Source organism: Bacillus cereus group sp. MYBK245-2 (assembly GCF_051916145.1).
GTDB lineage: Bacteria > Bacillota > Bacilli > Bacillales > Bacillaceae_G > Bacillus_A > Bacillus_A pacificus.
In genome coordinates, this window is the sequence record NZ_JBQAGB010000013.1 from 51,866 (window position 1) to 64,982 (window position 13,117).

Consider the following 13,117-nt stretch of genomic DNA (forward strand, 5'->3'; position numbering starts at 1 on the left):
AGGGCTGTTCAATTTTTTATTGTTGGTTTAGTTTAGATACTGCAAATTTAGCTGTGAAATTCATTTTCTTCATGTAAGAAGAATTTACTCCTGCTTGAAATTGAACGGAAATATTACCATCTTTTTGTGCTTTGAAGACGCGACCGTATGGTGAATTAGCATTGTATGTGCCAATTACTTGATTATCTGCATCAAAGACTGTATAAGAAATTGGGAACCCTGAATTTTGTACAAAGACTGTAAGCTCTTCCCCTTTATTAAGATTAAATGATTCTTTTTGAGAAACTTCATAGGAACTCATAGAGTAATATTTTGTAACTTCTTGAATATCTAAATTTGTAGTTGCCGCACTCGCTTTAGGTGCCTCTGCTCCTGGTAAGTTCATACCTGATAGTACTGCAATTCCTAATGCCCCTGCTAAAATAACTTTTTTCATAATGCTAGTTCCTCCTTTAATATACTGTGAGATTTGAAACCGGAGTGAAAATATCACTCCTTGAAACCATTATAGTTACAACGAGAATGATTTTCAATGAGATTTGATATGTAATTCTGCATACATAAGGTGTCGATATAGGGTAATCTATCCGAAGTTTAAAGTATTCTTAAAGAAGGAGAGGACAATTTTTCAAAACTATGAATGAGATGGTGGCTGGTTTTTATATACGTTGGTTCTATAAGTAAATATTTTGTTGTTTTCTATCGTGCATTGTATATAATGTAAATAAACACTCAAATGTTGATAAAGTTGTATAATATGGAATTATTAAACAAAATTAAATGATTATATGCTATAATAAAGCTGCAATAAGGTTCAACATCCTAATCTTATTGTGTATATTTAACCTATGTATGTCGTTTGTATAAAAAATAAGAAGTCTCTCAAAAAGAGGCTTCTTATTTTTTTGATAGAGGGGGAATACGGATGATGGATTATTATCAAATTTTTTTATTTACGATGGCATGTATTGCCTTGTTTTTTTATATACTACATGCTGGGAAACCAACAAAAAGAAATAAATGGAAATTTATTGGTGTAATATTTTTATTTTTCCTTTTAAATTATTTATTTCTTAAATTCCTATAGGTAAATGTAAGAGGAAATATGTTTGTTGCTCTAAAATTACAGTAAGAAGAACTTTTAAGACAAAAGAGAGCTACAGGAAAAAGTCCAATAACTGTCATAATTTTTGTGCGAGTTTAATAAATTGATATGCGATAATTTAACTATAGGGTTATTTGAATGTGATAAAGGTAAATGAATAATTGAGTATGAAATTATAAGGTTTTGTATTCAATTGTTAATTTTAGTTATACGTGTTTAGCCTTCACTTACATTCATGCTCTTAATATAGTAAGAAATTCAATAGGAGGGGACTAGTAGTATGAATAAAAAAATTTTAGGGCAGTTTAGAAAAATGGCTACAAATAAAAAAGGATTAAGTGCTGCTGCAGTAGCAGTGGGAATTATGAGTACAACTCTTATTCCTCAAAATGCCTATGCACATGGGTTTGTTGAAAAGCCAGGTAGCCGTGCAGCTTTATGCAGTCAAAATTATGGGGCGCTAAATTCAAATTGTGGAAATATAATGTATGAACCACAAAGTTTAGAAGCTCCTAAAGGATTCCCACAGGGTGGACCAGCAGACGGGAAAATTGCTTCAGCAGGAGGCCTGTTTGGTGGGATTCTTGATCAACAAACAGCTGATCGATGGTTTAAGAATACGATTAAAGGCGGAGAAAACACCTTTACTTGGAAATACACAGCTCCTCATTCAACAAGTCAATGGCACTATTACATCACGAAAAAGGGATGGAATCCAAATAAACCTTTAACAAGAGCAGATTTTGAGCCAATTGGTACTGTAAAACACGATGGTTCTAAAGCATCTAATAATTTATCACATAAAATCAATGTACCAACTGATCGCAGTGGGTACCATGTTATTTTAGCTGTTTGGGATGTAGCTGATACTGTAAACGCTTTCTATAATGTAATCGATGTGAATCTAATAAATGATGAAAAACCAGATACAGAAGCACCAGCTCAGCCATCTGGACTACAAGTAGTAAAAACTACCTCAAATAGTGTAGAACTTAATTGGAAACCCGCAACAGACAATGTAGGAGTGAAAGAATATCAAGTGCTACGTAATGGAGAACTAATTAATACTGTAGTCGGTACAAGTGTAATTGATAAAAAATTAAACCCAAACACAGAATATACGTATACAGTAAGAGCAGTAGATGCTGCAGGAAATATATCTGAGAAAAGTGAAGCATTAGTTATTAAAACAACAGAGGAAAAACCAGATACAGAAGCACCAACTCAACCTAAAGGATTACACAGTATGGGAACTACTACGAGTAGTATTGATTTAATGTGGAGTCCATCGGAGGATAATGTAGATGTGAGCCATTATATTGTATACAGAGAAGTTGGAGGGGCCATGAAAGAAATAGGTACTGCTAATACAACTTCATTTATGGACAAAGATTTGCAAGCGAATACAGTATATAAGTATGTAGTATCTGCTGTCGATACATCTGGTAATGAATCAATGAAAAGTGATGCCATCACAGTTACAACAAAAGGACAAGAAAACTCTTATGAACAATGGAATGCGCGTAAAGCGATAGGTGCGTGGATTGAAATGTGACGGATATAGAGACAGGTGAAAAAACAAAAAGTCGCACCTTATATAGGTGTGTGTGGATTGAAATCTTAAAGAATACTATGAAATTGAAAGAAGTACTGTCGCACCTTATATAGGTGCGTGAATTGAGATCGCTAGTGCTAAACGTCTAAAGGAATTGTATGGGAGTCACACCTTTAGTAGGTGTTTGGATTGAAATTGATAAGACACTTGATAGTATTTTATTAAGCCTTAACGCATTACCCATATACTATTTGACTAACGTCCTTCATAATCTTGAGGGAAAAGGATTCTTTTGGTAATGCGTTAACTTTAATTAAAACCTTCTTGAAATGTATAATAATATTATATAATATATAGGTATATTGTTAGTTTATTTGATTCCGTTTATTCCCACACCTTATGTGTTGTGGTTGAGTTGTAGAAGCAAGTTGCGTCTTGTTTCAATTGTGAAAGGGCTTCTTTGAGCCGATTAGTGTATATATAGCTTATTTTGCTATACACATTTTTAATCGACTTGAAGAAGCCCTTTTTGTGTTGTTTTCAGGTTTGCAGGCGGGGTTATTTTTGATTTATAAAATAACAAATTAAAAAGTAGAGGAGATAAAAAATGAAAAACGATTGTAGACACTTAAGACTAATACCAACAGTAGAGGAACATAAAAAACGAATGGAAAAAAACCGGAAGTCATATGCTGCATCAGCAATGTTAATCGAATCCAGATCGAGAATTAATCAATTGCGAGGTTGTTTAGAGGCAGAAATCATATTACCTGATGGTAAAATGCAATATTTTAAACCAAACGCCATTCATGAAAAGGAAGCCATTCAAGAAATTGCATTATTTATTGAAGGCGTACAGGAAGCAAAAGGAGGCTATGTTATCTTATGGCGCTTTGTCGGGCAACAAAGTTTTTTCCAGGGTACAAAGGTCGTAGCTGAACCGAAGTTTCGTAAAATTATGCGTAAGCTGAAAGATTATTTTTTTGACTACGAGGAAGTTGTTTATGAGACTGAAAAATAAGGAAGATAGAGGGATAGATATGAAAAAAGATAACATTTGGACAGTATTAGATGATCCAAAAGAGCAGGAAACAAGAGGGCCATCTCAAGAACCGGATGATATATTCGCTGGTGTGGATGAACTACCGGAGATTACAGATGAAGAACTACCATTCTAATTATGTCGAGGTAGTGTATAGAGGGTAAAAGGAAGAACTAAGTAATGTATATACTTGGATCTTCCTTTTTTTATTATAAAAAAAGAACTTGGAGGAAAATATAATGAGAATCGGAAATGATTTAGCGGCTGGATTTTATCCAACACCACTAACAGAAGGGAAACATTTAGTACAATTATTACAAATGGAATCACAGCGAGCTTATGCTTGCTTTGACCCGTGTTGTGGAGAAGGTACAATTTTACGAAGTTTTGCAGATGAGGTGAAACAAGTTGGTATACAACTTGATACATATGGTGTGGAATTAGATGCAACTCGATATTACAAAGCAAAAGAGCAATTAGATGTAGTGGTACGCTCGAGCTTTGAAAGCATGATGATTAGTCATGACTATTTTCCACTAATCTTTTTAAATCCACCTTATAATACGGAGCTTCGTATAGATAATGAAAAATCAGAGGAAATGGAGTTCAACTTCCTAAAACGTGCTCACCATTATTTAGCAGAAGGTGGGATTATGGTATATGTAATTCTATATGACAGATTTGCTAGAGACGATATCAGTTATTTCTTGGCTAAGAATTATGAGGAAATAGGCTTAATGCGTTTTGGTGATGAAAATAAGGAGTTCGATGCATTTAAACAGTGTGTCTTCATCGGTCGTAAGCGTGAAGCTATGAAAAATGATACATACTTTAACGATCGGTTCGCTAATTTTTGTGAAAATATGTCAGACCTTATTTTCGTCAAAAAAAATGTGAATACATTAGCAGAAATGGTGAATCGTAAAAGTTGGATTATACCTGAATTGCATCATCAGAAAAAAATCATTTTTACATCAAGAGTGGATTATAAAAGTGCTTATGAAGGAGTAGGGAAATCGGAAGGTATCTCGTCGCTCAAAAAGCGTTTAAATAGAGGGAATGGTTACTCACTACAAGGCGAGAAAACAGCTGCAGAGAGAGCAAAGATGCCAATTGCTTCTGGACAATTAGGACTATTGCTGATAACAGGTGTGGCAGATGGTTTGCTTGGTGAAGGTGATACACTCCATGCAGTTCGTGGATCTGAAAATGTGTATTATGAACATTCATTTGAGCAATTAGAAAAAACAACAAAAGAAGTTGTTTTACAAAAACGTCGCGCTAAATTTATCATTGCAACGCCAAAAGGTGAAGTCAAAGAACTTGTCTAGGAAAGGAAGAAGGCTATGTATGTACTATTAGGAATAGGAGCATTATTTATCGTATGGGAATTTAGTAATCGTATGTTTCGTATTGCTATTGTACTTACAGTCATTTGTTTATGTGCTTCTCAATTAGGTGCAGGTGATATGTTACATGCGGCTGAACAGTCATTACCAGAGTGGAAACAGTTTATAGATTTTCAGCCAATAAATTGAATGAGTAGGACATGAAACGTATCGAATAAGATGCGTTTTTTATTTTAGGAGGGAAACTTATGTTACAAGAAATGATTCAACAAGATACATTTGATCAGGGACAAACACCAGCGATGTTGCAATTGGAGACGGGAACTGCTTCCCATTCAGCCTTCTGCTTTGCTATGGCAATAAATCATCATCGTGAAATACAATTTGCAGTACTAGGGGCGAATGATAGTACATTAAAGTCATTTAGGGCTGCCATATCGATGGGAACTAGCCGTTTGTATTTTGGAGAAGGAAAAAGGGAAGAATCACATTACACATTAGATAAAAAAGTGAATGTGATCTCAAAAGGACAATTTGAATTTATTAATACGCAAACTATCAATAAAAAGAAAGCAATTATTGCGTTTTCTAAACAATTAGAGACGAAATACATTGTTGCAATTGACGAAGCACCAGAAATGCAAGTGAGAGACTTCTTAATGGCTCCTCCGTACGGCTTGCCAATTTTAGAAGAATGGGCGAAGCCAATTTATGAGGAGATGCTAACAAGAAATCTATTACAGCCATTAAAGGTATATTTTGATAAGAATGAATTTTCTTCTCTATCTATTGCACAAGTCGTACTAAAAGAAAAGGATTGTAAAGAGTTTTTATCAGAAATGATTCGCTCTGGAAAATGTCAATTTCCACAAGAGGGTACAGGTGAAAAAATTAATAAAATACAAGATTTAAATGAATATCTATTGGAATATTCACCTGTCATGCTTGATAAGGTAACAAAATTAGATGAGCCATTGCATCAACCAATGAAAGATCAGGCATTATCTCATTTTGATACATACAAAAGACCATTATTCCCTGTACAGGCACATGTAGCAACAGGTGCAGCAAAAGCATTACAAGTACAAAAAGGAATCATTATACAGGGGGAAATGTCGTCCGGCAAAAGTGCAATTATGACAGCGACAGTAGATGGATATTTCCATTTAACCGGGAAAAAAGGGTATCGTACCTGCGTATTTGTTCCACCTACTCTTACTGAGAAGTGGGCAAAAGAAGAAATACGACACTTAATACCAGAAGCAGAAGTACATCTGATTAAACGTACAGAGGATTTAATTGGCATTCATCAATCATGGATTCAATCTGGAAGACCAAAACCAGAAAAACCAACCTACTTTGTCATTAGTTTTACTACGATGCGAGGGGATTCTATTAAACACATGCCATTACGCTATAAGAAAATTGCACTTTCCAAGAAATCGGAGGAAGAGGTGCAAAGATATTATAAGAATGGATACTACTGTCCAGATTGTGGTGCTAGGTTACGTAAAAAAGTGTCTTCTATTATGGTTCAACAAGCTAATGGCGAACAAAAGGAAGTCTGTCAGTATAAAGAATTTACAGGAAGTGACTTAGATTCTAAAACCAATAAAAATAGTGTATGTGCCGATTGTAATTCAAATATTTGGAGCCCGAAGGTAAAAACAAAATATGCAAGTTTTAAAGAGTGGACAAAATATGAGAATAAATTAGTACAGGCAATTAAAGAGGGAAATAAAACTTTACAAAAACAACTAGAGTTAGAAAATCGCAACAAACCTTATAGTGCAAAACACTCAGGAAGAGCATATAGAAAAGTAGCTACAGTTGAGTATATTCGTAGGAAAATGAAGCATTTCTTCGATGCTCTTATCGCTGACGAAATACATGAACTGAAAAGCGAAACTGCACAAGGAACTGCTCTAGGGAGTTTAGTTAAAGTTTGTAAGAAATTCGTAGGTGGAACAGGAACTCTATTTGGAGGGAAGGCAAGCGATGTATTTTATACGTTATGGCGTTTATATCCTTCCAAGATGGTTAAAAGTGGGTTTGAATATAGCTCTTTAATGGATTGGAATGAAACCTACGGAAATATTGAGAGAACGTACTACCATGATGGTGAAGTTGTATCTAATGTAGCTTCACGTGGTGCGCAAGGAATGCTGGATAAGACAAAAGTTGTTCCTGGTATTTCACCTTATGTGTTTACTCAATTTTTAATGGATACAACAATAAATATACGCTTAAAAGATGTATGGCCAAATCCAGTCGAATTAATCAATGTACCTACGATTCTTGTTGATATGTCAGATGAGCAAAAACAAGCATATGAGCATATGAAAGAGTCGTTTGAAAAAGCAATTGAAGCAGCGAAAGGTACACCTGATGTCGGCAAATTATGGCTTTCTTACATCCGTACAGGCAATGCATACCCAGATAACATGAATCATTATCCTGACTATTACTTAGATGGTAATGAAAAAGATGTTGTTTGGTCCAATGGAGAATTTAGATTCGATGAGGATTGTATACAGCCTAAAGAAAAGAAGTTGCAAGAGATATTGTGTACTGAAATTTCTGAGAGCCGACCTACTATCATTTATGTATCAGATACAGGATCTACAGTGAAGGAACGAGACATTCAGCCTCGTTTACAGAAAGTTGCAGAGCAAGTACCTGGTGCGAAAGTAGCAATTTTACGTACCAATACAGTTACTCCGCCAAAACGTAGCGAATGGTTAAAAGAACAAGTAAATAGTGGTGTGAATGTTATCATCTGTTCACAAGAATTGGTAAAGGTAGGATTGGACTGTGCGACAAGAAGTTGCTAACAGATAGTGCTTCATAAGAAGTCATCTTAGTCGTTAGAGATGTTCCCGCCCAAAACTGCTTTTCGAGTAATCGAATTGTTGGGTTGCATGAGGGTTAAATGCTTAATGGAGGACTTTACACAGAAGCTCAACAGAGCTAGGGAAAGATTGAGAAGGTATAAGCGAAGCTGAACCTTTGTAGACTCCGTCACCGACAGCAGACGTACTGTGGTAGAAAAAGTCTGTAGAAGCGGATAGGAAAAGTTCTACGGTCGAGGGACTGTGCGACGACCCATAGATCCGCCGGAGGAAAGAAGGATGCCTAACCCAATCGTATCTATCGTTAGTGAAACTTGGTAAGCCCTATGTATTCCTCTCATTCGAGGTAGGAGAATCGTAAGAGACTTACAACATACAGAGGGTAAAGGATTGTGGAAAAAGCGAATGCCAACAGAACGAAAGTTCAGACGAAAGCTCATTTGTATAAGTCGTTGGATAGGGCAATACCCGAACTGAAAGGTTGCTGACTTCCACATGGTCTTCAACACGAAAGAAAGCGAAAAGAATAATCCTATAGAGAGGGAGATATGTTATGAAAACTAACGAGAGTGTTAAGTCGGCTGTTTCCCCACTAGTGGAGAATTGGCACTCAATTAATTGGGTGAAAATTCAACGCTATGTTAGGAAACTTCAACAACGAATCTATCGTGCCGAACAGTTAAACCAAACAAGGAAAGTAAGAAAACTTCAAAGATTACTTTTAAGAAGCAAGGCTAATCTACTTCTAAGTATTAGACGAGTCACTCAAGAGAATAAAGGTAAAAAGACAGCAGGTATAGACAGTTATATCTCTAACACGCCTCAAGAAAGAGTTGATTTATTCAACAAATTAAGCAGATATAGTGTTAGAAATATCAAGGTTAAACCAGCTAGAAGAACCTATATTCCTAAGAAGAACGGTAAACTTCGTCCACTAGGTATTCCAGTTATAGTTGACAGAGTATATCAAAATGTATTCAAAAACGCATTAGAGCCACAATGGGAAGCAAAATTTGAAATGACCTCTTATGGATTCAGACCTAAACGCAGTACGCATGATGCAATGAGTGATTTATTCACTAAATTAAGCAAAGGTAGTGCTAAGGGATGGATTTTTGAGGGGGATTTTGAAGGTTGCTTTGACAATTTGAATCATGATTACATTATGGGTTGTATTAATAACTTCCCTAATAAATCAATAATTCGAGACTGGCTCGAAAGTGGATATGTAGACAATGATGTATTCAATGAGACAACAAAAGGAACGCCACAAGGTGGAATTATCTCACCATTGTTAGCAAACGTGGCACTACATGGAATGGAGAAAGAAATCGGTGTTAGATACATCCATACAACACGACAAGGAGATACATTGTACTCAAATTCAGTCGGTGTTGTTAGATACGCTGATGACTTTGTAATTGTCTGTCCTACAGAAGAAGAAGCATATGGCATGTACGATAAGTTAGAACCATACCTGAACAAACGTGGATTAAATCTTGCGAAAGACAAAACAAGAGTAGTACACATTAGTAAAGGGTTTGACTTCTTAGGATTTAATTTCAGACAATATCCAACAAAAGACGGAATGCGCTTGTTCATTAAGCCTTCCAAAGATAGTGTCAAACGAGCTAAACAAAAGATTAAAGAAATATTCGAATGGGGTAAAGGTAGAGAAACGTCGGTCCTAATTGATAGATTAAATCGTGTCGTTAGAGGAATAACGAACTATTGGTCTCCTACGGTTGCCAAGAAGATCTTCAGAGATATAGATAGTTATATTCTGAAAAGAACGCTAATTTACTTGAAACATAGACATCATCGTAAATCAATTAAATGGATTAGAAAGATATATTTCAAACCCGACCATACTGGTGTGAGCAAGGACAAATGGATTCTTACGTGTCCACATGATAATACAAAACAACTCATGAAAATGAGTTGGGTAAAAATCGAAAGACATATTAAAATCAAACAATATAACAGTCCATTTGACGCTTCACTAAAAGAGTATTTCGAGCGACGAGATAAAAAAGAGTTCGATAAGGAGAACACTTTAGCGAAACAAAAACTTGCTAAAAAGTCTAAATACAAATGTAGGGTCTGCCATGAATCGCTTGTTGGAGACGAACCATTAGAAGCAAATCATATAATACCGAAAATTATAGGTGGTCGTGACACTTATGAGAACCTTGAGTTACTTCATAAGTCTTGTCATAAAACACATCATGCATTATTAGAGAGATATGGTAACGGTAAGCAATTACCAAAAGTTCAGTCTTACCTTAAAAGAAATAATGTGGATGTAAACAGTAAACAAGCGGTCAAATATATGATGGATGCATTTAAGAAGTTTGCATACTAATTGTCTTCGGATGAAAGAGGGCTTGAGCCGGATGTGCTGAAAGGTACAAGTCCGGTTCTTAGGGGGGAAAGAGATGGTAACATCTTTGACCTACCCGACTGCTGGCAACGCCAACATTGATTTTCGTGCGAAACGTTCATCATTGAAAAGATGATGCACTATCAATCAGAAGTTTCTATGTGAATAGCAACACAGAAAGATAGGAGAACTTTTATTCCGAGAAGTGGAATGACGGAGTAACGCCCCGAAACGCTTCCCCTAAAGCTACGACGTGCATTGAAAGATGTGTTTATTTCTTTGTACGAGGCTCGTTAAGGTCGGCAGAAGTTTGCCGTAAATTCATTTTTATAAATGAAATGCGAAAAGGCGCTGGAGGCAGTGTCCGTAGATGATATGCCGGGGGTCATAAAAAACTAGATATGGCGAGAATGTGTGGAAACACTGACGAACTTGCGAATGTACGGCTCCTGAAGTGACCATATAGAAACTGTATGGCACGCAACAAAAGCGTGGTATCTGTGGTTTAGTACGATTGAAGATTAGGAAAAACCATATGTAGTTATAGGCTACATCAAGGATACGGGGTTAAAGCAAGCGCCTAAGTCTAGGTCTGATAGGAATAAAGGAACGTTGGAAGCTATGGATGTGGAGGGAACACACCCGTTGAAGCAGTACAAGGGAATTCATAACCTTGTTTAATCATAGTGAAAGTAGTGGCACGACCGTTGAAGTCCTTGTAATGAGGATGGAGGAACAGCCACAAGTCGTACCTAATAGAATTGAAACCTCACACTTCATGGATTCTCGTAAGACTTAAAAGGTCACAGATCCAGAAAGGAGTGTGATAAACCATGAGATTCAATTTGGAGAACAAAGCAAGAAAAAATGCTAATCTTCGCCACGCAGAGTATTACGATATGCAAAGCGAATTTGATGCACTATACCAAGATAGCAAGGATGGTAAGAGCTTCAAGAATTTAATGAAACTCATAACATCTGACAATAACATCATACTCGCCTATCGGAATATCAAAAGAAACACTGGTAGCCCGACACCTGGAACTGATGGAATCACTATCAAGGATATAGAGAAAATCGAGACTAATGAGTTTCTTATAATGGTTAAAAAACGGTTTAATTTCTACAAACCAAGAAAGGTAAGAAGAGTAGATATTCCTAAAAGTAACGGTAAAACAAGACCTCTTGGCATACCGTCAATATGGGATAGAATCGCTCAACAGTGTATCTTGCAGGTAATGGAGCCAATTTGTGAAGCTAAATTCAATAGACACAGCTACGGTTTCCGACCATTCCGTTCAACCGAACAAGCCTTTGCCGATGTTTCACATCGAGTCAATAGTAGCAACATGCAATATGTCGTTGATATTGATATAGAAGGATTTTTCGATAACGTGAGCCATACAAAGCTAATGCGTCAAATATGGTCACTAGGAATACAAGATAAACAACTATTGGTCATAATCAGACGGATGTTAAAAGCACCAATCGTCATGCCCGATGGTAAGATCACTTACCCAACAAAAGGTACTCCGCAAGGTGGGGTTCTTTCACCCCTACTAGCAAACATCAATCTAAATGAATTTGATTGGTGGATTGCCAACCAATGGGAGGAAAGAAATCTAAAAGAAATTACACCGCAATATCGCAAAGATGGTAGAAGAAATCGTAAAAATGAAAATGTGAAGCTAAGGAAATCGACCAACCTTAAAGAAATTTACCTTGTAAGATATGCAGACGACTTTAAGATTTTCTGTCAAACCAGAAAGGAAGCGGTCAAAACATATCATGCAGCTAAATTATGGTTGGAAGAAAGGTTGAAACTAACCATTTCCAGTGAGAAATCAAGAATAACTAACCTCAAAAGAGAACCCAGTGAATTCTTAGGTTTCACATTCCGAATGGCGCAAAAGGGAAAAAGAGCATCAGGCGAAACAAAATTCGTCATACGCTCCAATGTCTCACCAAAAGCCATAAAACGAATTCATAACCAATTACGCGACCAAATTAAGAAAATTCAAAAGGCAAATAGAGGATACAAAGCCCTAGCAGAAATGAACAAATACAACAGCATGGTAAACGGTATTCACAACTACTACCGTTTAGCTTCTCATGTATCAAGAGATTTCGGCACACTAGGGGGTCACATCCTAATAACCTTATATAACAGGTTAAATGGACTTAGTAAGATAGGGAAATATGAAGGGAAGCATAAAGGCATTCTCGCATATATGGAATCATCCGGTGTGAGATACTACCGCAAATATCCCATCTTGCCCATTTCTTATGTTCAACACAAAAGTCCAATGAATGCCAAAGTTTCGATCAACAAGTATACAAAAGAAGGTAGATTAGGAATTCACAAAAATCAGTCAATCATTCCTGAATGGAAATTGAAGTGGCTGCGAGAAAATCCTGTAGTAAACAATAGGGTATCCATTGAATTTGCAGATAATAGAATATCCAAATTCATAGCTCAGGGTGGAAAATGCGCTATTACTGGAATCGAATTAGACCTTGAAACCATGCAATGTCATCACGTCAACCCTTACCATAAAACGAAGGATGACTCGTATAAAAACCTTGTAATTGTAAGTTACGAAGTCCACGCACTAATTCATGCAACCAACCTTGAAGTTATTAAGAAATATCTAAAGGCTCTGAAATTAAATGACGAGCAACTGGACAAGCTTAATAAATTGAGGAAAAAAGCAGGAAATGACAAAATTTAAAACCTAATCACCTAAGATGTTAGGAAAAGCAAACTATCCAAATTAAATTGTTGTGAGGGAAACAGATATTTTATTAGATACGAGGGAGCGCCGTATGTG

9 protein-coding genes are annotated in these 13,117 nt (G+C 36.3%); 8 read left to right on the forward strand and 1 reads right to left on the reverse strand.

Annotated features, from left to right (window positions below; translation table 11 throughout):
• Window positions 1-16: 16 nt before the first annotated feature.
• Window positions 17-436 carry a hypothetical protein gene (locus tag ACTFRN_RS20330; protein ID WP_000755782.1) on the reverse strand — a complete coding sequence of 140 codons (420 nt, stop codon included), beginning with the start codon at window positions 434-436 and terminating at the stop codon, window positions 17-19.
• A 949-nt stretch (window positions 437-1,385) separates the two neighbouring features.
• On the opposite strand from ACTFRN_RS20330, the gene ACTFRN_RS20335 reads away from it, so the two are divergent.
• The 8 genes from ACTFRN_RS20335 to ltrA (ACTFRN_RS20370) all read left to right on the forward strand — a co-directional run bounded on the left by ACTFRN_RS20335 (window position 1,386) and on the right by ltrA (ACTFRN_RS20370) (window position 13,018).
• On the forward strand, window positions 1,386-2,660 hold the full coding sequence (locus tag ACTFRN_RS20335; RefSeq protein ID WP_046648619.1) for a lytic polysaccharide monooxygenase: 1,275 nt from the start codon (window positions 1,386-1,388) through the stop codon (window positions 2,658-2,660).
• 607 nt (window positions 2,661-3,267) lie between these two features.
• Entirely contained in the window at window positions 3,268-3,681 is a 414-nt protein-coding gene (locus ACTFRN_RS20340; protein ID WP_046648621.1) for a DUF6018 family natural product bioysynthesis protein, read from the forward strand.
• Window positions 3,665-3,838 (forward strand): hypothetical protein, encoded by a 174-nt coding sequence (locus ACTFRN_RS20345; protein WP_154304934.1) that lies wholly within the window; start codon window positions 3,665-3,667, stop codon window positions 3,836-3,838. Before ACTFRN_RS20340 ends, ACTFRN_RS20345 begins: the two co-directional genes overlap by 17 nt.
• 103 nt (window positions 3,839-3,941) lie before the next feature.
• The gene (locus tag ACTFRN_RS20350) at window positions 3,942-5,033 is read left to right on the forward strand and encodes a DUF6094 domain-containing protein (protein ID WP_046648623.1); all 1,092 of its coding nucleotides are present in this window, start codon (window positions 3,942-3,944) and stop codon (window positions 5,031-5,033) included.
• Between the two features lie 15 nt (window positions 5,034-5,048).
• The gene (locus ACTFRN_RS20355) at window positions 5,049-5,240 is read left to right on the forward strand and encodes a hypothetical protein (protein ID WP_046648625.1); all 192 of its coding nucleotides are present in this window, start codon (window positions 5,049-5,051) and stop codon (window positions 5,238-5,240) included.
• Between the two features lie 59 nt (window positions 5,241-5,299).
• The gene (locus ACTFRN_RS20360) at window positions 5,300-7,885 is read left to right on the forward strand and encodes a DEAD/DEAH box helicase family protein (protein WP_046648627.1); all 2,586 of its coding nucleotides are present in this window, start codon (window positions 5,300-5,302) and stop codon (window positions 7,883-7,885) included.
• Between the two features lie 571 nt (window positions 7,886-8,456).
• Window positions 8,457-10,268: a group II intron reverse transcriptase/maturase gene (gene ltrA, locus ACTFRN_RS20365; protein WP_046648629.1), complete on the forward strand. Its 1,812-nt coding sequence runs from the start codon at window positions 8,457-8,459 to the stop codon at window positions 10,266-10,268.
• 851 nt (window positions 10,269-11,119) lie between these two features.
• Complete coding sequence (gene ltrA, locus ACTFRN_RS20370) at window positions 11,120-13,018, forward strand: group II intron reverse transcriptase/maturase (RefSeq protein WP_172656215.1); 1,899 nt, start codon at window positions 11,120-11,122, stop codon at window positions 13,016-13,018.
• Window positions 13,019-13,117: the final 99 nt, after the last annotated feature.

What these genes read in the sequence shown, in the direction of transcription:
- ACTFRN_RS20330 (WP_000755782.1), bottom strand. Translation starts at nt 436, where the DNA reads ATGAAAAAAGTTATTTTAGCAGGGGCATTAGGAATTGCAGTACTATCA.
- ACTFRN_RS20335 (WP_046648619.1), top strand. Translation starts at nt 1,386, where the DNA reads ATGAATAAAAAAATTTTAGGGCAGTTTAGAAAAATGGCTACAAATAAA.
- ACTFRN_RS20340 (WP_046648621.1), top strand. Translation starts at nt 3,268, where the DNA reads ATGAAAAACGATTGTAGACACTTAAGACTAATACCAACAGTAGAGGAA.
- ACTFRN_RS20345 (WP_154304934.1), top strand. Translation starts at nt 3,665, where the DNA reads ATGAGACTGAAAAATAAGGAAGATAGAGGGATAGATATGAAAAAAGAT.
- ACTFRN_RS20350 (WP_046648623.1), top strand. Translation starts at nt 3,942, where the DNA reads ATGAGAATCGGAAATGATTTAGCGGCTGGATTTTATCCAACACCACTA.
- ACTFRN_RS20355 (WP_046648625.1), top strand. Translation starts at nt 5,049, where the DNA reads ATGTATGTACTATTAGGAATAGGAGCATTATTTATCGTATGGGAATTT.
- ACTFRN_RS20360 (WP_046648627.1), top strand. Translation starts at nt 5,300, where the DNA reads ATGTTACAAGAAATGATTCAACAAGATACATTTGATCAGGGACAAACA.
- ltrA (WP_046648629.1), top strand. Translation starts at nt 8,457, where the DNA reads ATGAAAACTAACGAGAGTGTTAAGTCGGCTGTTTCCCCACTAGTGGAG.
- ltrA (WP_172656215.1), top strand. Translation starts at nt 11,120, where the DNA reads ATGAGATTCAATTTGGAGAACAAAGCAAGAAAAAATGCTAATCTTCGC.